The sequence below is a fragment of the Streptomyces sp. NPDC018263 genome (genome assembly GCF_055562575.1).
Window position 1 is genome coordinate 347608 of record NZ_JBVHFA010000002.1, and the last position, 24745, is coordinate 372352.

Sequence of the window (24745 nt, forward strand, 5' to 3'; positions counted from 1 at the left end):
GTCAGGCCGTGGTGGGGGTGAACCGCACCGGGAGGGCCTGGGGGCCGCGGGTGAACACGCCTTGCTCGACCGGGTCGAAGCCGTCGGCGAAGCGCAGGTCCGGCATGGCGTCCAGCAGTTGGGCGACGCCGATCTCGACCTCCGCCTTGGCGAGCAGCGCGCCCACGCAGAAGTGCCGGCCCAGCGCGAACGCCAGGTGGTCGGCGGCCGCGGAGAAGGCGTTGGTGGCGGTGAGGTCCTCGCGGAAGATGTCGAAGCGGTCGGGCTCGCGGTAGCGGTTCTCGTCCCGGTTGGCCGAGCCGATCAGGCAGGTGACGGTGACCCCGGCGGGGATGGTGCCGCCGCTGAGCTTCACCTCGGTCGCGGACTGCCGCATGATCATGTGCACCGGCGGGGTGAAGCGCAGGGTCTCCGCGAACGCCCTGGGGATCAGGCTGTGGTCGGCTTGGACGGCGGCGAGCTGGTCGGGGTGGCTCAGCAGGTTGGCGAAGATGCTGGCGATCGCCTTGTCCGTGGTCTCACCGCCGGCGGCGAGCAGCAGGCTGCAGAACGCCTTGATGTCCTCGTCGCTCATCCGCACCCCGTCGACCTCGGCGGCGCACAGCACCGACAGCAGGTCGTCGCCGAGGTTCTCCCGGCGCTCGCGGATGATCGGCAGCATGTACTCCGCGAACTCCACGCGGGTGCGCTCGCCGGCCGCGGCCACCTCCTGGTCCCCGGACAGGTTGCCGAGGAAGGCGATGACCGTGGTGTACCAGCGGTGGAAGCGGGCGTGGTCGGCCTTGTCCAGGCCCAGCATGTCCGCGATGACATTGACCGGGAACCGGGTCGCGTAGTCGGTGACGATGTCGGCGGAGCCGGAGTGCCGGAAGGCGTCGATCAGTTCGCGCGAGTTGCGCTCGATGACGGGCAGGAACTTCTCCTGGAGCTCCCGGCCGCGGAAGGCGGGGGCGACCAGGGCCCGGCGTACGGCGTGCTCACGGCCGCTGAGCTGGAGGATCGTCTTGCCGTGGACCGGCTCGATCTGCCAGTCGTAGTTGTCGGTGGTGAACTCGCCGTCCTTGTCCTTGAAGACGCGTTCGACGTCGTCGTAGCGCGAGACGATGTAACTCCGCGTGGCCTCGTGCCAGATGAGGGGCGCGGTCTCCCGCATCTGGCGGTAGGCCGGGTAGGGGTCCGCCGCGAACTCGGGCGAGAGGATGTCGGGTATCTGTGCCGCAGTGGTCATGATGCTCCGTCGAGACCGGGAATGACGTGTTCCGTAAGGTTATTGATCATTCGTCAGCCATGACAGACCCCTAAGGGTTCGAGTGGGGCGCAGTGCCCCCCTTGGCCGGAAACCGGCTGTCCCGAAAGCGGGGCGCGCGGTCGGTTCTTCGGTCCGGCTGTCTTGATCTGGCCGGTGCGGCGCGGAGTCACGGGTGAAAACGGGGCGCACGGTCGGCGCACGGGAGCGTGGTGCGGAGTCACGCGTGCTCAAGTGAGGGCGTGGCGGCACATGCGCCGGATCGGCTGGATCGTCCTGGGTCATACGCGGCCGAACGGGCTTTATTCGGGCGTCCGTTGACCAAATGGCGGACCCTGAATGCTGTTTGGCATATGCCTGGGGCAGCGTAGGCGGTTATTGCGTGCTCTATTACCCATCGGTAATCAATCGAACGAGTACCTCCGGTCGTGGACTTTCCCTTAGTGTGATGAGTGTGAATGAACAGGGTCCGGGCAGTCTGGTTCCGACCGGACGCACGGGAACTGTCATCTCGGGGATGGAGCGCTTCGCTCCCTCGTTCGATCTGACGCACTGCGCGGATCGGGCGAGCAGTCCGGGGGCCGCGGAAACAGAATGCGCGGCGGCCCGGAAAAACAAGCTGATGTACGTGCTGCCGAGGGGGGCGTCGTGGTCAATCCTTTCGACGATGAGTCGGGCAAGTTCCTGGTGCTCGTGAACGAAGAGGGTCAGTACTCGCTCTGGCCGGCGACCCTCGCCGTGCCGGGCGGCTGGCGGGCCGAGGGCCCGGAGGGGTCGCGCCAGGAGTGCCTGGACGCGATCGAGGCCAACTGGACCGACATGCGGCCCGCCAGCCTGGTGCGGGCGATGGCGGCCGACGGCTAGGCCGCCCGCGGCCCCGGCCCGTCCGGGGTGTCATGCCTGGTCGTACGGCATTTCGCCGCCAAGTGATCCCCTGGGCGCCGCTCTCGCCCTGGGGGTCGCCGGGTAGGCGTGCCGGGCGGCCGTCATCGCCGGCGAGACGCTCGCGCCGGTTCCCGTTCCCGCTCGCGGAGGTCCCGGCGGCCCGCCCGGCCGAAGGGTCGACGCGCGTGGATACGACGGGCACTCGTGCGCCGGTAAGCGGAAGTGCGGATGGGCGCGGCCCTGTTCGACATCTCGCAGATGCACTTTCTTCCTTTCACCGTCACGGAAACGCCATGGGGCGAGCCGCTGTGCGCGTGTTCGTTTTCCCAGGGCTTTCCTTACCGTCCCCGGAACCTCTCCCCAAAGGTTGATCCCGCATGCGTGAAAACCGCTCGGCCGCGTTCGCAGTGACGCCCGAAGAACCGTTCGAATTGACCGCCGCCCAGCAGGGCGTGTGGTATGGGCAACTCGTCGATCCGGACAGCCCCAAATACAACATCGGGGAATGCCTGGAGATCCGGGGCGGCCTCGACGAGCGTTTATTCGCTGCCGCGGTGGACCGGGCGGTGCACCTCCACGACAGCTTTCACCTGGAGTTCGTCACTCACGGTGAAACGATTCGCCAGCGGGTGGTGCGCCCCGGACCGGACGCCCCGAGCCGGCTTCACCGGGTCGATCTGAGCGGCGAGGAAGACCCGACCGCCGCGGCCGAACGGTACATGGCCGACGACATGGCCACCGTCGACCAACTGCACGCCCCGCGCCACCACTTCGCGCTGCTGCGCCTCGGCCCCGCGCTGCACTACTGGTACATCCGCTACCACCACATCGCCGTCGACGGCCTCAGCGGCGCCCTCTTCGCCCGCACCGTCGCCGACCTCTACACACGCGCGGTACGCGGCGAGAGCACGGACGAGATCACCGCCGCGCCCCTGCGCGACCTGGTGGACGAGGAGGCCGCCTACCGCGCCTCCGGCCGCACCGAGGCCGACCGCGCCTACTGGACCGGCCGGTTCACCACCCCGGCCGGGGACGACCCGGATTCCGGCACCCGCGCCGCCGCCCCGCTCGTCCGCCGCCGCACCGGCGCCCCCGCCGCGCGCGCCGCCTCCGGCGCGCAGGTGGAACTGCACTCCGGCGAGACCCTCCCCGTGGCCGTCCTGGACGAGCTGCGCCGCCTGGCCGGGGACAGCCGCACCACCTGGACCGCCGTCCTCGTCAGCGCCGTCGCCGCCTACGTCGCCCGTGTCACCGGGACGCAGGACGTGAGAGTCGGCCTCGCCTCGCACGGCCGGCACGCGGGGCTGCGCCACATCATGGGCATGACCTCCAACATTCTCCCGCTGCGGCTGGCCGTCACCCCGGACATGACGGTCGGCGCCCTGGTCCGCGCGGTCGCCGCCGAGATGCGCGGCGCCATGCGCCACCGTCGCTTCTCCCGCGAACAGCTCGCCCGCGAGCTGAACATGGCCGACGACGGGGCCCGCCTCACCGACGTCGTCGTCAACATCATGGGCTTCGAGTACGGCCTCGACTTCGCCGGCAGCACCGCCACCTCCCGGCTGCTGTCCATCGGCCCGGTGGACGACGTGTCCCTCTTCGTCTCCGAACGCTCCGAGGGCCAGGGGCCGTTGATCGGCTTCGACACCAACCCGGAGCTGTACCACCCGGACGACGTCCGGCTCCACCAGCACGCCGTCGTCTCCTTCCTGACGGCCCTGGCCGGGGCGGACGCCGAAACCCCGCTCGCCGAGATCCCGTTGCTGGACGACACCGCCACCGCGGACGTGCTCGCGCAGGGGCGCGGCGCCGAACTCCCCGCCGGGGACACCGCGCTGCCGCAGGCGTTCGCCGCGCAGGTCCGCGCCACCCCGGACGCCCCGGCCGTCGTCGCCGGGGCGCACACCCTCACCTACCGCGAACTGGCCCGGACAGCGGCCGAGTTGTCCGGCGCGCTGAGCGGCTGGGGCATCGGTGCCGAGGACGGTGTCGGGGTGCTGGTCGACCGCTCGGCCGCCGTGGTGACGGCCACGCTCGGCACGGTGGGCGCCGGTGCCGCGTACGTACCGATGGACGCCGCGTGGCCCGCCGAACGGCTGGACCGGGTCGCCGGGACCGCCCGGGTCCGCGCTCTGATCGTGGACGCCGCGAACGCCGGCACCGACTGGGTCAAAGCGCGGGCCACCACCCTCCCCGTCCTCGTCGTCGACGAGCGCGGCGCCCTCCTGCACGGCGCCCCGGACCGGCCCGGTACCCCGCCCGAGGTGCAACGGGGTGACCGCCTCGCCTATGTGATGTTCACGTCGGGCTCCACCGGCCTCCCCAAGGGCGTCGGCGTCACCCACGCCGACGTGCTCGCGCTGGCCGCCGACCCGGCCTGGCGGGACGGCGTCTCCGACGCGGTGCTGATGCACTCCGCGTACGTCTTCGACGCCTCCACCTTCGAGATCTGGACACCCCTCCTCAACGGCGGCCGGGTGGTCGTCGCACCCCCCGGCGGCCTGGAGCCGCGCGTCCTGCGGGAGATGACGGAGCGGTACGGGGTCACCGCGCTGTTCCTGACCACCTCGCTGTTCAACCTCGTCGCCGAGACCGACCCCGCCGCCTTCGCCGGGCTCCGCCTGGTCGCCACCGGCGGCGAGGCGGCCGCCCCCGGCCTGATCCAGCGCGTCGCGGGCGCCGTCCCCGCCACCCGGGTGCTGAACGTGTACGGCCCCACCGAGACCACCACCTTCGCCACCCGCCACCGGGTCGCCGCCGACACGACGGGCGTGCCCCCCATCGGCCGCCCCCTGGACGGCATGAACGCCTACGTCCTCGACGACCGCCTGCGCCCGGTGCCGCCCGGCGTGGTGGGCGAGCTGTACGTCAGCGGCCGGGGCGTGGCCCGCGGTTACCTGGGCCGCGCCGGGCTCACCGCCACCCGCTTCGTGGCCGACCCGTACGACACGGGCAGCGCCCGGATGTACCGCACCGGCGACCTCGCCCGCTGGACCGCCGACGGCGCCATCGAGTACGCCGGACGCGTCGACGGACAGATCAAGCTGCGCGGGTTCCGCATCGAGCCCGCCGAGATCGAGAACACCCTGCTCACCGACCCCGCCGTACGCTCCGCGCGTGTCCTGGTCCGCGAGGACGTGCCCGGTGACCCGCGCCTCGTCGGCTACGTCGTCCCCGAACCCGGCACCGCCCCGGACGCCGCCGCCCTCGCCCGGACCGTGGGCCGCGCGCTGCCCGCCTACATGGTGCCCTCGGCGTTCGTCCTGCTCGACGCGCTGCCCCTCAACGCCAACGGCAAGCTCGACCACCGCGCCCTGCCCGCGCCCCGCGCCGCCACGGCCGCCGGGCGTGCCCCGCGCACCGCCCACCAGGAGGTGCTGGCCGGCCTGTTCGCCGATGTGCTCGGCCTGGACACGGTCGGCGTGGACGACGACTTCTTCGCCCTCGGCGGCCACTCCCTGCTCGCCACCCGCCTCGCCGGCCGGGTACGCACCGCGCTCGGGGCCGAACTCGACCTGCGCACCCTCTTCGAGCACCCCACGGTCGCCTCGCTGGCCGCCGTGCTCGACACCTCCGGCGGGGCCCGCCCCGCGCTCGTCCCGCAGGACCGGCCCGGCACCGTGCCGCTGTCCTTCGCGCAGCAGCGGCTCTGGTTCCTCAACCGGGCCGAGGACTCCGGCGACACCTACAACGTGCCGCTCGTCCTCGACCTGGAAGGCCCGCTGGACACCGACGCCCTGCGTGGCGCCCTCGCCGACGTGGTGGCCCGGCACGAGAGCCTGCGTACCGTGTTCGCGGAGGAGGACGGGGTGGCCCGCCAGGTCGTCCTGGACGCCGCGCACGCCGCCGCGCTGGTCCCGCTCGCCGTGGAGGAGCCCCCGGCCGGGGCGGACGCCGAGGCGTGGGCCGAGGTGGCGGTGGCCCGGCTGGCCGGCGCCCCCTTCGACCTCGCCGGGGGCGTCGCCTTCCGCGCCGGGCTGCTGCGGCTCGGTGCCGACCGGCACATCCTGGTCCTGGTCCCGCACCACGTCGTCGCCGACGGCTGGTCCCTCGCCCCGCTCGGCCGGGACGTCGGCGCCGCCTACCGCGCCCGGCTGGCGGGGGAGGACACCCCCGACTGGCCCGCGCTGCGGGTGCAGTACGCCGACTACGCCCTGTGGCAGCGGGAGCTGCTCGGGGAGGACGGCGACCCGGACAGCCTCGCCGGGCGGCAGCTCGCCTTCTGGCGCGAGGCCCTGCACGGCGCCCCCGACCTGCTCGAACTCCCGCTGGACCGGCCGCGCCCGGCCGTCCCGAGCCACCGGGGCGGGGCGGTGCCCTTCGAGCTGCCCGCCGAGGTGCACACCGCGCTGACCGGGCTGGCCCGCGCGGCCGGCTGCACCCCGTTCATGGTGCTCCAGGCCGCGCTCGCGGTGACCCTGGGCGCCCATGGCGCGGGCGAGGACATCCCGCTCGGCACCGCCGTCGCCGGACGCGCGGACGAGGCGCTGGACGACCTGGTCGGCTTCTTCGTCAACACGCTGGTGCTGCGCACCGACCTCTCCGGCGACCCGACGTTCCGGGAACTGCTGGGCCGGGTCAAGGAGTTCGACCTCGCCGCGTTCAGCCACGGGGACATCCCGTTCGAGCGGGTCGTGGAAGCGGTCAACCCCGAGCGGTCCAGCGACCACCACCCGCTCTTCCAGACCATGCTCGTCCTGCAGAGCCAGGAGAAGGCCGGGATCGACCTGCCCGGCATCACCAGCCGCGACCGCTCCGGGCACACCGGGATCAGCAAGTTCGACCTGACCTTCTCGCTCACCGAGAACGCGGCCTCCGCCGACCGGGCCGGGGCCGCCCGCGGTATCGGCGGCTACCTCGAGTACGCCACCGACCTCTTCGACGAGGCCACCGCCCGCGAGCTGTGCGACCGGTTCGCCCGCGTCCTCACCGAGGCCGTCCACGACCCCGACCGGCACCTCGGCGACCTCGACCCGCTCGGCCCCCGCGAACGCGACCGCCTCCTCGCCCAGGGCCACGGCACCCGGCGCCCGCTCCCCACGGTCACCGCACCGGAAGCGGTCCGCCAGTGGGCCGCCCGCACCCCGGACGCGACCGCCGTACGGGACGCGGACACCAGCCTCACCTACGCCGAACTCGACGCACGGGCCGACAGGTTGGCCCACGCTCTGCGCGAGCGCGGGGCCGGACGCGACACGCTGGTCGCGCTCGCCCTGCCGCCGTCCGTCACCTCCGTCGTCGCCATGCTGGCCGTGCTGCGCGCCGGTGCCGCCTACCTGCCCGTGGACCCGCGCTACCCGGCCACCCGCGTCCGGCACATGGTCACCGACGCCCGCCCGGTCCTGCTGCTCACCACGCATGACGTCCACGAGACGCTGCCGCCCACCGGCGTACCGTGGCTCGACCCGGACCGACTGGGCGCAGGGGAAGCCCGGTCGGGGCAGCCGGTCCACCCCGCCGACCCGGCCTACGTCATCTACACCTCCGGCTCCACCGGGCGGCCCAAGGGCGTGACCGTGCCGCACGGCGCGCTCGCCAACCACATGGCCTGGATGGCGGGACACCTCTCGCTCACCCAGGGGGACCGGGTCCTCGCCCGTACCTCCACCAGCTTCGACGCCTCCGTGTGGGAGCTGTGGCTGCCGCTGATGAACGGCGCCGAGGTGTGCGTGCTGCCCGACGGGGTCAACCAGGACCCGCGGGCGCTGGTCGACTGGATGGGCCGGTTCGGCGTCACCGTCGCCCAGTTCGTGCCCTCGCACCTCGCGCTCGTCCTCGCCGAGGCCGCCGACGCGGCACCGCTGCCCGCGCTGCGCGCCGTCCTGTGCGGCGGCGAACCGCTGCCCCGCGCCCTCGCGGACGACATCGCCCGCACCTGGCTCGCCGAGGCGCACAACCTGTACGGCCCGACCGAGGCCACCATCGACGCCACCGCCCACCGCGTCCCCGACGACGGCGAAGTCCACGCCTCGGAGACCGTGCCGATCGGCCGGCCCGTCGACACCATGCGCGCCTACGTCCTCGACACCCGGCTGCGCCCCGTACCGACCGGTGTCACCGGCGAGCTGTACCTCGCCGGGCCCAATCTCGCGCGCGGCTACCTGGGCCGCCCCGGCCTGACCGCCGAGCGCTTCGTCGCCGACCCCTTCGCCACCACCGGTGGCCGCATGTACCGCACCGGCGACCTCGTCAAGTGGAACCGGCACGGGCTGATCGAGTACGTGTCCCGCGCCGACGACCAGGTCAAACTCCGGGGCTTCCGGATCGAGCTGGGCGAGGTCGAGGCCGCCCTCCTGGCCCGGCCCGGCGTCACCTCGGCCTGCGCCGTCATCCGCGAGGACGCCCCCGGCCGACGCCGGCTGGTGGCGTACGCCGTCACCGCCGACGGGGCCCCGCGCGGCCGCACCCTGCGCGACGACCTCGCGGAGACGCTGCCGCACTACATGGTGCCCGGCGCCGTCGTCGTCCTGGACGAACTCCCGCTGCTGCCCAACGGCAAGGTGAACCGGCGCGCCCTGCCCGCACCCGAGCCGGAGCCGGAGGACGGCACCCCGGTCGCCCCCGGCCGGGGCACCCCGCAGGAGGAACTCCTCGCCGGGATCTTCGCCGACGTGCTGCAACGCCCCGCCGTCGGCCCGCACGACAGCTTCTTCGACCTCGGCGGCCACTCCCTGCTCGCCATGCGCGTCGTCAGCCGCGTCCGCGCCGTCCTGGGGGCGGAGGTCGCGGTGCGCACCCTCTTCGAGCACCCGACCGTCGCCGGCCTGGCCCGCGCCCTCGACACCCCCGGCAAGGCCCGGCCCGCCGTGCTGCCCATCGCCCACCGCCCCGAGCCGCTGCCGCTGTCCTACGCCCAGCAGCGGCTGTGGTTCCTCAACCGGCTGGAGGGCCCCAGCTCCACCTACAACATCCCGCTCGTCCTCGAACTCGACGGCACCCTCGACCCGGACGCCCTCCGGGCCGCGCTGGGCGACGTCATCGAGCGGCACGAGGCGCTGCGCACGGTGTTCCCCGAGCGGGACGGCGTACCGCACCAGACGATCCTGCCCGCCGAGGCGGCCACGCCCGAGCTGCCCGTGGTGAGCACGGCGCCGGCCGACATGGACGCCACCGTGCTGGCCGCCGTGCGCGAGACGTTCGACGTCACCACCGAGCTGCCGCTGCGCGCCCTGCTGCTGCGCTCGGCGCCCGAACACCATGTGCTGGTCCTCGTCGTCCACCACATCGCCGGTGACGGCTGGTCCCTCGCCCCGCTCGCCCGCCACCTCGGCACCGCCTACCGGGCCCGCCTCGAAGGCGCCGAGCCGGGGCTGACCCTCGGCACCCCGCTCCAGTACGCCGACTACACTCTCTGGCAGCGCGCCCTCCTCGGCGAGGGCGACGGCGAGTCCGGCGAAGACGCCGTACTGCGCGACCAGCTCGACCACTGGAACACCGCGCTCGCCGGGATGCCCGGCCTGATCGACCTCCCGCTGGACCGGCCCCGCCCGGCCGCCGTCGACCCCCGGGGCGGCGTCCACACCTTCGAGGTGCCCGCCGAGCTGCACGCTCGGCTCAAGCGGCTGGCAAGGGAGTCGGGCAGCAGCCTCTTCATGGTGCTCCAGGCGGCCGTGGCCACCCTGCTGCACCGGCACGGCGCCGGCGACGACATCCCGCTCGGCTCGCCCGTCGCGGGCCGCACGGACGAGGCGCTGGAGGACCTGGTCGGGTTCTTCGTCAACACCCTCGTCCTGCGCACCGACGTCTCCGGCCGCCCCACCTTCCGTGAACTCCTGGTACGAGTGCGGGAGTTCGACCTCGCCGCGTACGCCCATCAGGACGTGCCCTTCGAGCGGCTGGTGGAGCACCTCAACCCGGTCCGGGCCCGCGACCACCACCCGCTGTTCCAGACCATGGTGGTGCTCCAGAACCAGGACAGCGTCCGCCCCGCCCTGCCCGGCCTCACCGTCGAGGACCGGCTCGTGCACAACGGGCTGAGCAAGTTCGACCTCACCTTCGCCTTCACCGAGGAGCGGGACGGCGGCCTCGGCGCCGGTGTCGAGTACGCCACCGCGCTGTTCGACCGCAGCACGGTCGTGGAACTCACCGCCCGGCTGCTGCGCCTGCTGGAGCGGGTCACCGCCGAACCCGAACTCCCTGTCGCCGCACACGACTTGATGACCCCGGACGAGCACACCCGCGTCGCCCGCTGGGGCACCGGCCGCGCCCTGCCCGCCGCCGACGAGCCCGCCGTCCTGCCGGCGCTGTTCGCCGCCCGGGCCGCCCGCACCCCGGACGCGGTGGCCGTCAGCGCCGACGACGCCTCCCTCACCTACGCCGACCTGGACACCCTCTCCGCCGAACTCGCCGCCGCCCTCGCGGGCCTCGGCGTCGGTCCGGAGACCGGTGTCGGCGTGCTGCTCGGCCGGTCCCCGGCCGTCGTGACCGCCTCCCTCGCCACCGTCCGCGCCGCCGGGGCCTACGTCCCGCTGGACGCCCGCTGGCCCGAGGAGCGGCTCGACCAGGTCGCCGGGGCGGCCGGGGTGAAGGTCCTCCTGGTGGACGAGGACACCGATCGCTCACCCTGGGTGCGTACGGCCGCCGCACGCACACCGGTCGTCGTGCTGGACCGGCTCGGCCGGGTCCTGCGGGGCGCCCCCGAGCGGCCAGGCCGCCCGGTGCCCGTACCGGGCCCCGCCGCGCTGGCCTACGTGATGTTCACCTCCGGCTCGACCGGCCTGCCCAAGGGCGTCGGAGTCACCCACGCCGACGTGGTCGCGCTCGCCGCCGACTCCGCCTGGCGGGAGGGCGCCGCCGACGCCGTGCTGATGCACTCGGCGTACGTCTTCGACGCCTCCACCTTCGAGATCTGGGCCCCGCTGCTGCACGGCGGCCGGATCGTCGTCGCACCCGACGGCGTGCTGGACGCCCGCGCGCTGGACGACGCGGTGCACACCCACGGGGCCACGGCCGTCTTCATGACGACCGCCCTGTTCAACGTGATCGCCGAGACCGACCCCGGCGCCTTCACCGGCCTGCGGCTGGTGTGCGCCGGTGGTGAACTGGCCTCCCCGGACGCCATGCAGCGGATCGCGGCCCTCGCCCCCGACACCCGCGTCCTGCACGTGTACGGCCCCACCGAGACCACCACCTTCGCCACCCGCTACCCGGTGGCCGCCGGCCTGCCCGCCGGGCCGCCGCCCATCGGCCGGCCGCTGGACGGCATGCGCCTGCACGTCCTGGACGCCTCGCTGCGGCCCGTACCGCCCGGCGTGGTGGGGGAGTTGTACCTCGCCGGACACGGTGTGGCGCGCGGCTACACCGGCCGGCCCGGTCTGACGGCCACCCGCTTCGTCGCCGACCCGTTCGACGCCTCGGGCGGCCGGATGTACCGCACCGGCGACCTGGTCCGCTGGACCCAGGACGGACAGATCGCCTACGTCGGCCGGTCCGACGGCCAGGTGAAGCTGCGCGGCTACCGGATCGAGCTGGGCGAGATCGAGAACACCCTCGCCTCCTGCCAGGGGGTCGCGGACGCCTTCGCCGTGGTCCGCGAGGACACACCCGGCGACCGGCGCCTCGTCGCCTACGTGGTCCCCGCCAGCGGCGCGAACCCCGACCCCGCCGACCTCGCCCGCGCCGTCGGCCGGTCGCTGCCCGCCTACATGGTGCCCAGCGCCCTGGTCCCGCTGGAGGCGCTCCCGCTGACCCCCAACGGCAAGGTGGACCGGCGCGCGCTGCCCGTCCCCGAGTACGCGCCGGTGAGCGGACGCCCGGCCCGCACCGCGCGCGAGGAGATCCTCTGCGGACTCTTCGCCGACGTGCTCGGCCTGGACGCGGTCGGCCCCGACGACGACTTCTTCGCGCTCGGCGGCCACTCCCTGCTCGCCACCCGGCTCACCGCCCGCATCCGGGCCGCGCTCGGCGTGGAGGTCCCCGTCAAGACCCTGTTCGAGCACCCGGCGCCGGCCGCGCTGGCCGCCGTGCTCGACGGCGCCGAGGCGGCGCGGCTGCCGCTGCGGCGCGCCGAGCACCGGGCGGAGCCGCTGCCGCTGTCGTTCGCGCAGCGCAGGCTCTGGTTCCTCAACCGGTTCGAGGGGCCCAGCGACACCTACAACGTGCCGCTGGTGCTGCGCCTGGACGGCCCGCTGGACGCCGACGCGCTGGAGAGCGCGCTGGCCGACGTGGTCGAACGCCACGAGAGCCTGCGCACCGTCTTCCCCGAAACCGACGGCGTGCCGCGCCAGCTCATCCTGGACGCCCGTACCGCCGACCTCGACCTCACCCCCCGCGACACCGACCCCGCCCGCCTGGACGAGGTGCTCGCCACCGAGGTGGCCCACGCCTTCGACGTGAGCGCCGAGGCGCCGGTACGGGCCCGGCTGGTGCGGCTCGGTGCCGAGGCGCACGTCCTCGTCCTGGTCCTGCACCACATCGCGGGCGACGGCTGGTCCCTCGCCCCGCTCGCCCGCGACCTCGGCGAGGCGTACCGGGCGCGGCTCGCGCACGAGGAGCCGGGCTGGGCGGACCTCGCCGTCCAGTACGCCGACTACACCCTGTGGCAGCACGCGCTGCTCGGCGACGAGGCGGACCCGGACAGCCGGGATGCCCGGCAACTCGCCTACTGGCGCCAGGCGTTGGCCGGAGCACCCGAGCTGCTGGAGCTGCCCGGCGACCGGCCGCGCCCGGCGGTCACCGAGCACCGGGGCGACGCGTTCGCCTTCCCCGTGGACGCCGACACGCACCGGGCCCTCGCCGCGCTCGCCCGCGCCCGCGGGTGCAGCCTCTTCATGGTGCTCCAGGCCGCCCTCTCGGTGCTGCTGTCCCGGCACGGCGCCGGGGAGGACATCCCGCTCGGCACCGCCGTCGCCGGCCGCACCGACGAGGCCCTGGACGACCTGGTCGGCTTCTTCGTCAACACCCTGGTGCTGCGCACCGACCTCACCGGTGACCCCACCTTCGACCAAGTGCTGGACCGCGTCCGGGAGTTCGACCTCGCCGCCTACGACCACCAGGACGTGCCCTTCGAGCGGCTGGTGGACGCCCTCAGCCCGGAGCGGGCGCAGAACCACCACCCCCTGTTCCAGACCATGCTGGTGCTCCAGAACACGGCCGGCGCCGACATCGAGCTGCCCGGGCTCACCGTCTCCGAGCAGCCGGTGCGCACCGGCATCAGCAAGTTCGACCTGACCTTCACCTTCACCGAGACCGAGGACGGCGCCGGGCGCCCCACGGGACTCGACGGGGTGCTGGAGTTCTCCACCGAGCTGTTCGACCACGCCACCGCCCACTTTCTGACCGAGCGGCTGACCCGCCTCCTGGCCTCCCTCGCGGCCGACCCCGGACAGCGGGTGCACGAGACCGAGGTACTGGGCGCGTCCGAGCGGGAGCGGCTGGAGCGGGCGGCGCTCGGCCCGGTCCGGCCCGTGCCCGCGCGGACGGCCCCGGAGGCGTTCCGCGCGCAGTGCGCCCGCACCCCGGGCGCCGTCGCGGTACGCGGGGCCGACCGCACCCTCACCTTCACCGAACTCGACCAGCTCTCCGGCGACCTCGCGCACCACCTGAGCGGCCGGGGCATCGGCCGGGGCGACCTCGTCGCGCTCGCCCTGGAGGGCACCGCGGACCAGGTGGTGGCGATGCTCGCCGTCACCAAGGCCGGGGCCGCCTACCTGCCCATCGACCTGGAACACCCCGAGGCGCGCATCGCGTACACCCTCGCAGACGCCCGCCCGGTCCTCCTGCTCACCCACGCCCACCGCGTCCGGGACCGCCAACTGTCCGTTCCCGTGCTCACGTTGGACGACCAGGCCGCCTGGTCCACCGGCCACACCGCACCGCCCGTCACCGTGCCCGACCCGCGCGACGCCGCGTACGTCATCTACACCTCGGGCTCCACCGGGCGCCCCAAGGGTGTCGTCGTCACGCACGCCTCGCTCACCAACCACATGGCGTGGATGGCCGGCCACCTCGCCCTCACCGGCGACGACCGGGTCCTGGCCCGGACCTCGCCCAGCTTCGACGCCTCGGTGTGGGAGACCTGGCTGCCCCTGCTGCACGGCGGCTCCACCTGCCCGGTACCGGCCGCGCTCAACCACGACCCCGCCGGACTGCTCGGCCGGGCGCGTGAACTGGGCGTCACCATCGCCCAGTTCGTGCCCTCGCACCTCTCGCTGGTGCTCACCGAGACGGCCGACGAGGAAGCGCCGACGACTCTGCGGGCCGTCCTGTGCGGCGGCGAACCCCTGCCGCGCATCCTGGCCCGGCGGGTCCGGGACGCCTGGCGGGCCGAGCCGCACAACCTGTACGGGCCCACCGAGACCACCATCGACGCCACCGCCCACCACCACACCGACGACGACACCGAGACCGCCGAGGGGAGCGTGCCGCTCGGGCGCCCCGTCGACAACACCCGCGCCCACGTCCTCGACGCCCGCCTCCAGCCCGTGCCGCCCGGTGTCACCGGGGAGCTGTACATCGCCGGTGACGGGCTGGCGCGCGGCTACCTGGGCCGCGCCGGGCTCACCGCCACCCGTTTCGTCGCCGACCCGTTCGGGCCCGCCGGAAGCCGGATGTACCGCACCGGCGACCTCGTCCGGCGCGACGCCGACGGCCTGCTCACCTACGTCTCCCGCGCCGACGACCAGGTCAAGCTGAACGGCTTCCGCATCGAACTCGGCGAGATCGAGACCGCGCTCGCCGCCCTGCCCGGCATCACCGCCGCCTGCGCCGTCGTCCGCGAGGACCAGCCGGGCGAACGCCGCCTGGTGGCCTACGTGGTGCCCAGTGGGGGAGCAGGCGCCGACGTGGCCGACGACGCGCTGCGCCGGGGGCTGGCCGACACGCTGCCGCCGTACATGACGCCCGCCGTCTTCGTGCACCTGGACGCGCTGCCGCTGATGACCAACGGCAAGACCGACCGGCGCGCCCTGCCCGCACCGGCCCGCACCACCGGCACCCGGCCGGGCGGGGAACCGCGTACCGAGCGCGAGCATGTGCTGTGCGAGGTGTTCGGCTCCGTGCTGCGGGCCGCCACCGTCCGCACCGACGACGACTTCTTCGCCCTCGGCGGCGACAGCATCCTCTCCATCCAGCTCGTCAGCCGGGTCCGGCAGGCCGGGCTCGCCGTCACCCCGCGCGACGTCTTCACGCACCGCACCCCGGAGGCCATCGCGGCCGTCGCCACCGTGCTGACGGCGGACTCGGCCGGACCCGCCGAGGCGGGCTCCGGCGAGATGCCGCCCACGCCCATCGCCGCCTGGTTCCTGGAGCGGCCCGGCCCCACCGACGGCTACAACCAGTCCGCCGTCCTGCGCACCCCGGCCGGCGCCGACGAGGAATCCCTCGCCGGCACCCTCCAACTCCTCATCGACCACCACGACATGCTCCGCATGCGGGTCACCCGCTCCACCGAGGAGGAGCCGTTCCTGTACGCGCAGCCGCCCGGCTCCGTGCAGGCGCGCAAGCGTCTCACCCGGCTCGACATCGCCGGGCTGGACGCCGCCGCCGCGACCGCCGCGCTCACCGAGGCGGGCGAACAGGCCCGCGCCCGGCTCCGGCCCGCCGACGGCCAGGTCATCGAGGCCGTCTGGGGCGACGCCGGGCCGGGCACCCCCGGCCGGCTGCTCATCGTCGTCCACCACCTGGCCGTCGACGCGGTCTCCTGGCGGGTGCTCGGCGCCGACCTCGCCGCCGCCTGGCGGACGGCCACCGGCACACCGACGCCCCTGCCGTCCGTCGCCACGCCGTACCGGAGCTGGGCCCGCCTCCTCGCCGCCCAGGCCCGCACCCCGGAGCGGGAGCGCGAACTCCCGCTCTGGGAAGGGGTGCTGAACACCCCGGACCCGCGCATCGGACACCGGCCGCTCGACGCCGAGCGCGACACCGCCGAGCACACCCGGACCATCACCACCCGGCTCGACGCCCGCTGGACCGACCCGCTGCTCACCACCGCGCCGGCCGCCTTCCACGCGGGAGTGGACGACGTGCTCCTCACCGCGCTCGCCCTCGCGATCCGCGCCTGGCGCGAGGACCGGGGCACCGGCCGCACCGACGACACCGGTGTCCTGATCGACCTGGAGGGCCACGGCCGGGAACAGCTCGCCGACCACATCGACCTCTCCCGCACGGTCGGCTGGTTCACCAGCCTCTACCCGGTCCGCCTCGACCCCGGCCCCGGCCGGGTCGTCGACCCCGCACGCTTCGACGCGACCCTGATCGACCGCGCCGTGAAGCAGATCAAGGAACAGCTCCGGGCGATACCCGACCACGGCGTGGGCTACGGCATGCTGCGCCACCTCAACCCCGCCACCCGCGACCGGCTCACCGCCCCGGACCCGCAGATCGGCTTCAACTACCTCGGCCGGTACGCGAGTCCGGCCGGGAGCGCGGGCGACTGGGAGGTCCTGCTCGACGGCGGCCAGCCGCGCAGCCAGGACCCGGACATGCCCGTCCACCACGTCATCGACATCAACGCGCACACCGAGGACCGCCCCGACGGACCCGTCCTCGTCACCCGCTGGGCCTGGCCCGGCGACCTCCTGAAGGAGGAGGACGTGGCGGACCTGGCCGACGCCTTCGCCCGCGCCCTGCGCGCCGTCGCCGAACACGCCGAACAGCCCGACGCGGGCGGCTACACGCCCTCCGACCTTCCCCTGGTCTCCCTCGACCAGGCCCAGATCGACCGACTTCAGAACAAGTGGGGTGGACGCAAGTGACCGGGTTCCAGTTGGAGGACGTACTGCCGTTGACGCCGTTGCAGGCGGGCATGCTCTTCCACTCGCTCTACGACTCCCAGGCCGTGGACGTCTACACCACCCAGTTCGTGTTCGACCTCGAAGGCACCGTCAGCGTCTTCGCCCTGCGCTCCGCCATCGGCACCCTGCTGCGCCGCCACGCCAACCTCCGGGTCGGCTTCCTCCACGAGGACCTGGACCAGCCCGTCCAGGCGGTCGCGGCGCAAGTGCCCGTACCGCTGGAGGAGCTGGACCTCACCGCCACTGACGGCACCGAGGCGCTGGAGGCGTTCCTCGCCGAGGACCGCACCCGGCGGTTCGACCTCACCACACCGCCCCTGATGCGGTTCACCCTGATCCACACCGGGCCCGGCCGGCACCGCCTGGTGATGACCAGCCACCACCTCCTGTTCGACGGCTGGTCCGTCCCGCTGCTGGTGCGCGAGCTGTTCGAGCTGTACGCCCGCCAGGGCGACGACCTCACGCTGCCCCGCGTCACCCCCTACCGCACCTACCTCGCCTGGCTGGCCGCCCAGGACCGGGCTGCCACGCTCAACACCTGGCGGGAGGCGCTGGCCGGGCTGGAGACGCCGACGCTGCTCGCCGGTCGGGGCGGGCCGGAGGGCCCGGACGCCGCCGAGCTGCCCGAGACCCTGGTGCTGGAGCTGGACCGGGACACCACGCACCGGCTGCGCGAGACGGCCCGCGCCTCCCGGCTCACCCTCAACACTCTGGTCCAGGGCGCCTGGGGGCTGGTGCTGGCCCACCTCACCGGACGCTCCGACGTGGTGTTCGGCACCACCGTCTCCGGGCGGCCGCCGGAGATCCCGGGCATCGAGACGATGATCGGCCTGTTCATCAACACCGTCCCGGTCCGGCTGCGCCCCGAGCCCGGCGAGTCCCTGGCCGCGCTGCTCACCCGGCTCCAGGAGGAGCAGGCGCGGCTGCTGGGCCACCAGTACGCCGGCCTGACCGAGATATGCGAGACCGCCGGGCTCGACCGGCTCTTCGACACCCTCGCCGTCTTCGAGAACTACCCGCTCGACGCCGAGGCCCTGCGCACCGCCCAGCAGGGCATGGCCGGCCTCACCGTCGCCGGGATCGAGGGCACCGACGCCGCCCACTACCCGCTCACCCTCACCATCGCGCCGGGCGAGGACGGTCTCCGCGTCACCTTCGGCTACCGTGCCGCCCTGCTCGACCGCACCATGATCGAGCAGACCGTGGAGCGTATGCGCCGCCTGCTCACCCGGATGGCGGACGGCCTCGGCGTACGCGCCGACAGCCTGCCGCTGCTCCTGGAGGGGGAGCGGGAGCGGCTGCTGGCGTCCGGTCGCGGCGCGGAACTCCGGCTGGACGTACGGCACTTGAGCATCCCCGACGCCGTGGCCCGGCAGGCCGTGCACCACCCCGGCACGATCGCCGTCACCGGCGCGGGCGAGGAACTGACCTACGGGCAGCTCCAGGAGCTGTCCACCGGACTGGCCAAGGCCCTCACCGGCTCCGGGGTCGGTACGGAGGACGGGGTGGGCATCCTGCTCGGCCGCTCCTCGGCCCAGGTCACCTCGGCCCTGGCCGTCCTGCGCGCGGGCGCCGCCTATGTCCCGCTGGACCCGCGCTGGCCCGAAGACCGCCTCGGCCGCGTCACCGAGTCCGCCCCGCTGAGCGCCCTCATCGTGGACGCGACCACGCGGGACAACCCCTGGGTACGCGGCCTCGACATCCCCGTCCTCACCGTGGACCCCGCCGGACGCGTCGTCAGCGGCGGCCCCTTCGCCCCCGGCACCCTGCCCGCCGTGCCCGGCGGCGACCGGCTCGCCTACGTCATGTTCACCTCCGGCTCCACCGGCCTGCCCAAGGCCGTCGGCGTCACCCACGCCGACATCACCGCCCTCGCCGCCGACCGCACCTGGGCCGACGGGGTGGCGGACGCCGTACTGATGCACTCCGCGTACGTCTTCGACGCGGCCACCTTCGAGATCTGGGCGCCCCTGCTCAGCGGCGGCCGGGTCGTCGTGGCCCCCGCGGGCACACTCCAGCCCGAGACGCTCCGGGACCTGGTGGCCCGGCACGGGGTGACGGCGGCCTTCCTGACCACCGCCCTGTTCAACGTCATCGCCGAGACCGACCCCGGCGCCCTCGGCCTGCTCCGGCTGGCCGCCGCCGGCGGCGAGGCCGCCACCCCCGGCGTGCTCCAGCAGGTCGCCACCGCCCACCCCGGCACCACGGTCCTCAACGCCTACGGCCCCACCGAGACCACCACCTTCGCCACCCTCCACCGCGTCCCGGCCGACGCCGCACCCGGCATGCCCCCGATCGGCCGCCCCCTGGACGGCATGCGGGCCTACGTCCTGGACGCGGCCCTGCGCCCGGTGCCGCCCGGCGCCGAGGGCGAGCTGTACCTCGCGGGCCCCGGTGTCGCGCGCGGCTACCTGGGGCGGCCCGGCCTCACCGCCACCCGGTTCGTCGCCGACCCCTTCGAGGGCGACGGCACCCGGATGTACCGCACGGGTGACGTGGTGCGCCGGGACACCGAGGGGCTGATCCACTACGTCAGCCGCGCAGACCAGCAGATCAAGCTGCGCGGCCACCGCATCGAGCCCGCCGAGATCGAGGCGGTCCTGCGCACCGACCCGTCCGTGCGCGCAGCCTGCGTCCTGGTCCGCGAGGACCTCCCCGGCGACCGCACCCTCACCGCGTACGTCGTCCCGGCGCCCGGCCACACGGCGGACCCCGGCAAGCTGGCCGCGCACATCGGCCGCCACCTGCCCTCCTACATGGTGCCGTCCGCCATCCAGGCGCTGGACGCCCTCCCGCTGACGGTCAACGGCAAGGTGGACCGGGCCGCGCTGCCCGCCCCAGCCTCCGACGGACCGGGAGCCACGGGCCGGGCGCCGCGCGGGGCGCACGAGGAGATCGTCGCCGGACTGTTCGCGGACGTCCTCGGCGTGCCTCAAGTCGGCGTCGACGACGACTTCTTCACCCTCGGCGGCCACTCCCTGCTCGCCACCCGGCTGGTGGGCCGCGTCCGCACCGCCCTGGGCACCGAGACCGAGATCCGTACCCTCTTCGAGCACCCGACGGTCGCTTCCTTCGCCGCCGTCCTCGCCGACGGCGACCGCCCGGCCCGCCCCGCCCTGGTCCCGCAGCCGCGCCCCGAGGTGCTGCCGCTGTCCTACGCCCAGCGGCGCCTGTGGTTCCTGCACCGGCTCGAAGGCCCCTCCGCCACCTACAACATCCCCTTCGCCGTACGCCTGGACGGCCCGTTGGACCAGGAGGCCCTGCGCGCCGCGCTGGACGACGTGGTGGCCCGGCACTCCGCGCTGCGCACCGTCTTCCCGGCCGACGGGGACGGACCGCACCAGCGCATCACCGAACCCGGCGCGGCGAGGGTGCCGTTCACCGTCCGGGACGCCGACGAGGACCGGCTCGACGCGGCCGTGGCGGGGACCGCAGCCGAGGCCATCGACATCGAGAGCGAACTCCCGCTGCGGGCAACCCTGTTGCGGCTGGCCGAGGACTCCCACGTGCTGGTCCTCGTCGTGCACCACATCGCCGCCGACGGCTCCTCCCTCGCGCCCCTCACCCGCGACCTGGGCACCGCCTACCGCGCCCGCGCCGGCGGTCAGGCCCCGGCGTGGACCGCGCCCCCGGTCGACCACGTGGACCACGCCCTCTGGCAGCGGGCCCTCCTCGGCGACGAGGACGACCCCGGCAGTGTGCTGTCCAACCAACTGGATCACTGGAAGCGGGCGTTGAGCGGGCTGCCCGAGCTGATCGAGCTGCCCTGGGACCGGCCGCGCCCCGCGGTGCCCCAACATGTCGGCGCCACCCATGACTTCACTCTGGACGCCGACACCGCCCGCAGGATCGCGGACCTCGCCCGCACCAGCGGATGCAGCGTCTTCATGGTCCTCCAGGCCGCCCTCTCCCTGCTGCTCTCCCGGCACGGCGCGGGCGAGGACATCCCGCTGGGCACCGCCGTCGCCGGACGCACCGACGAGGCCGCAACCGATCTGGTCGGCTTCTTCGTCAACACCCTCGTCCTGCGCACCGACCTCTCGGGCGACCCCACCTTCCGCGAGCTCCTGGACCGGGTGAAGGAGTTCGACCTCTCCGCCTACACCCACCAGGACCTCCCCTTCGAGCGGCTGGTCGAACTCCTCAACCCCGCCCGCTCGCAGAGCCACCACCCGCTGTTCCAGACCATGCTCGTCCTCCAGAACCACAGCCCTGCCGCCCCGGTCGAGCTGCCCGGCCTCACCGTGAGCCCGGTGCCCGTCGAGCTGGACGTCAGCAAGTTCGACCTGTCCTTCACCTTCACCGAGACCCAGGACGACCAGGGCGCGCCGGGCGCCATGCGGGCCGCCGTGGACTACGCGACGGAACTCTTCGACGCGGCCACCGTGCACGCCCTCGGCGAACGCCTCGCCGGGCTGCTCACCGCCGTCACCGCCGACCCCGACCGCCCGCTGCACACCTACGACGTGCTCACCGACACCGACCGCGCCCGCGTCACCGCCTGGGGCACCGGGCCCGAGGCCGACCACCCCGAGAGCGTCCCCGCCCTGTTCCGGCGCCGGGCGCGCGACACCCCGGACGCCCCGGCGGTCCGCGACGCCACCACCACGCTCACCTACCGCGAACTCGACGCCCTCGCGGACTCCGTGGCCGCCGACCTCACCGCGCGCGGCATCGGCCCCGAGGACCGGATCGCCGTCGCCCTGCCCCGCAACCGGGAGCTGCTGGTCACCCTGCTCGGCGTCCTCAAGGCCGGGGCCGCGTACGTCCCGCTCGACCCCGACTATCCGGCCCGGCGCCTCACCCACATGGTCGAGGACTCCCGGCCGCGCCTGCTGCTGACCACCCCCGAGGTGCGCGAGCGGCTGCCCGAACTTCCGGTGCCGCACGTCCATGCCGGGGACCTCATGCGGGGCACGGTGGCCGCCCCCGCTTCGGGCGACCCCGATCCGGCGCACCCGGCGTACGTCATCTACACCTCAGGCTCGACCGGGCTGCCCAAGGGCGTCGTCGTCACCCACCGGGGTGTCGGCGCGCTGGCCCGTACGCACGCCGAGCGGCTGCGGGTCGGCCCCGGCCACCGGGTGCTGCACCTGGCGTCCGTCAGCTTCGACGCCGCGTTCTGGGAGATGGTCATGGGTCTGCTCACCGGGGCCTGCCTGGAGATCGACGAACGCGACGCCCTGCTGCCAGGACCCGCCCTCGCCGGCACCGTCCGGGAACGCGGCGTCACCCATCTCACCCTGCCCCCGGCCGCGCTCGCGGTGATGCCGCCCGGCTCGCTGCCCGAGGGCACCACCATCGCGCTGGCCGGTGAGGCGTGCCCGCCGCACCTGGTGCACACCTGGGCGCGCGACCGGAACCTGGTCAACGCCTACGGGCCCACCGAGACCACCGTCTGCGCCACCATGAGCGCCTTCCAGCACGCGGACGGCCCCCACGCCCCCGACCGCACCGTGCCCATCGGTGTCCCCGTGGACGGCACCCGCGTCCATGTCCTGGACGACCGGCTGGCCCCCGTACCGCCGGGCGTGGTCGGCGAGTTGTACGTTTCCGGCGCGAGCCTGGCCCGTGGTTACCACGAGCGGGCCGCCCTGACCGCGACCCGGTTCGTCGCCGACCCCTTCGACCGCGCGGGCGGCCGGATGTACCGCACCGGCGACCTGGCCCGCTGGACCGCCGACGGCGAACTCGTCTACGTCTCCCGCGTCGACGACCAGGTCAAACTGCGCGGCTTCCGTATCGAGCTGGGCGAGATCGAGGCCGCCCTGACCGCGCTGCCCGGCATCGGCTCCGCCTGCGCGATGGTCCGCGAGGACCGGCCCGGCGACCGGCGCCTGGTCGCCTACACGGTCGCGGAGGAGGGGCAGCGGATGCCCGACGGCGCCGACCTGCGCGCCCGCCTCGCCGAGACGCTGCCGGACCACATGGTCCCGGCCGCCTACGTCACGCTCGACACCCTGCCGCTCACCCCCAACAGCAAGACCGACCGGCAGGCCCTCCCCGCCCCCGAGCACACCGCGCCCGGCGAGGGCACCGCCCCGCGCACCGACCTGGAACGCGAGCTGTGCGCGGCCTTCGCGGAGACCCTCGGTGTGCCCGAAGTCGGCGTCAGGGACGACTTCTTCGCCCTCGGCGGCCACTCCCTGCTCGCCGTCACCCTCGCCCAGCGGATCGAGGAACGCTGCGGCCGGCGCCTGTCCCTGCGGGACCTCTTCGCCGCGCCGACCGCGGAGGGTGTCGCCCGTCTGCTGGAGCGCACGCCGGGTGAGCAGGGGGACGGCGGCGGGCCCGACCTCGCCGCCGAGGTCCGCCTCGCACCGGACATCACGGCCACCGCCCGCAGGAGCGCCCGCCCCGGCTCCCGCCCGCTGCTCACCGGCGCCTCCGGGTTCCTGGGCGCGTTCCTGCTGCGGGACCTCATCGAGAGCACCGGCGGCCCGGTCGACTGCCTGGTCCGCGCCGAGGACCCCGTGAGGGCCGCCGAACGGCTGCGCGCCAACCTGGAGCACTACGGCCTCTGGCAGCCCCGCTACGAGACCCTGATCCACGCGGTGCCGGGCGACCTCGCCGCCCCCGGCCTCGGCCTGACCCCGAAGGACCGCGCCGCGCTGGTCCGCCGCCTCGGCCCGGTCCTGCACAACGGCGCCCGCGTCAACTTCGCCGCCGGGTACGGGGCTCTGCGTGCCCCCAATGTGGCGGGCACCGAGGAACTGCTGCGGCTGCTCGCCGACTCGGGGTCACCGGGCATGCACTACATCTCGACCACCAGCGTGTTCGCCCCGGCGACCGGCGACGACCCGGTCACCGTCACCGAGTCCACCCCGACCGGCCCGCCGGCCGGTCTGCCCGACGGGTACGCCCGCAGCAAGTGGGTCGCGGAGGGGCTGGTCGGTCTCGCCGCCGAACGCGGCCTGCCGGTCACCGTGCACCGCCCCGGCCGCATCAGCGGCGACACCGCCACCGGGGCCTGCCAGGACCGGGACCTGCTCTGGCAGCTCATCAAGGGCTGCCTCCAGGCCGGGGCCGTACCCGACCTGCCGTACGGCTCCACCGACTGGGTGCCGGTGGACCATGTCAGCCGGGCGGTCGTGGCGCTCGCGGAGTCGGGGCAGACGGGCGGCGAGGTCTACCACTTCACCAACCCGGACGCTCCCGGCCTCGGCCGTGTCTTCGAGGCGGCCGCCCGGCTCGGCCACGAACTGAGCACGGTCCCCGTCGAGGAGTGGCAGGCCCGTGTCGCGGCCGACCCGGACAACGCGGCCCAGCTCTTCCTCGGCGACGAGCCGCAGACCCGGCACGAGGCGATGGACCGGCGGCGCTTCGACTCCCACCAGACGGCCAAGGCCGTGGGCGTCCTCGGCGTCCACCAGCCCGAGCTGACCGACGAGGTGCTCGCGCGCTACCTCACGTGGTTCCAGCGCACGGGCTTCCTGCCGGCGCCGGGGAAGGGAGGTTCCGCGCGCTAGCGGGCGGACCGCTCGGCGGCGCGCTTGATGCCGTGCAGGGCCTCCTCCAGGCCGCGGCTGACGTGCTCGCCCTCGACGTTGTCGGTGTGCAGCTCGACGGTCAACCGCGAGCTGCCCGCCTCGTCGCCCGCGGCCACGTGCAGCCGGCCGTGATAGTCGTCGGGGCCGGGCGCGCCCCACTCCAGGCTCTTGCCGTCCTCCAGCACATGCACCCACGCCTCGCTGGTGACGTCCTGCTCGGGCTCGCCGGGCGGGTCGATGTGCGCGGTGACGGTGACGCGGTCGCCGCCCTCCGGCTCGACCGCGGTCAGCCGGGGGAGGTAGGACGGGAGGTTCTCCACGTCCGCGAGGTAGTCGAACAGGCGGTCCGCGGGGACGGCCACGGTGATCGAGTTGTCGTAGTTGCCCATGCT

At 74.3% G+C, this 24745-nt stretch carries 5 protein-coding genes; 3 read left to right on the top strand and 2 right to left on the bottom strand.

Annotated elements, in window-relative coordinates; translation table 11 throughout:
* Position 1: 1 nt before the first annotated feature.
* A complete protein-coding gene (locus tag ACZ3HQ_RS06555; RefSeq protein ID WP_467508587.1) occupies positions 2-1228 on the bottom strand; it encodes a cytochrome P450 in 1227 nt (408 codons plus the stop codon).
* 666 nt (positions 1229-1894) lie between these two features.
* On the opposite strand from ACZ3HQ_RS06555, the gene ACZ3HQ_RS06560 reads away from it, so the two are divergent.
* The 3 genes from ACZ3HQ_RS06560 (at position 1895) to ACZ3HQ_RS06570 (ending at position 24332) form a co-directional block, all read left to right on the top strand.
* Complete coding sequence (locus ACZ3HQ_RS06560) at positions 1895-2110, top strand: MbtH family protein (protein ID WP_389005473.1); 216 nt, start codon at positions 1895-1897, stop codon at positions 2108-2110.
* A gap of 398 nt (positions 2111-2508) precedes the next feature.
* On the top strand, positions 2509-16824 hold the full coding sequence (locus ACZ3HQ_RS06565; RefSeq protein ID WP_467508588.1) for an amino acid adenylation domain-containing protein: 14316 nt from the start codon (positions 2509-2511) through the stop codon (positions 16822-16824).
* Positions 16821-24332 (top strand): non-ribosomal peptide synthetase, encoded by a 7512-nt coding sequence (locus ACZ3HQ_RS06570; protein WP_467508589.1) that lies wholly within the window; start codon positions 16821-16823, stop codon positions 24330-24332. Before ACZ3HQ_RS06565 ends, ACZ3HQ_RS06570 begins: the two co-directional genes overlap by 4 nt.
* Here the strand turns inward: ACZ3HQ_RS06570 and ACZ3HQ_RS06575 are convergent.
* A complete protein-coding gene (locus tag ACZ3HQ_RS06575; protein ID WP_086695670.1) occupies positions 24329-24742 on the bottom strand; it encodes an SRPBCC family protein in 414 nt (137 codons plus the stop codon). The genes ACZ3HQ_RS06570 and ACZ3HQ_RS06575 overlap by 4 nt on opposite strands.
* Positions 24743-24745 lie beyond the last annotated feature (3 nt).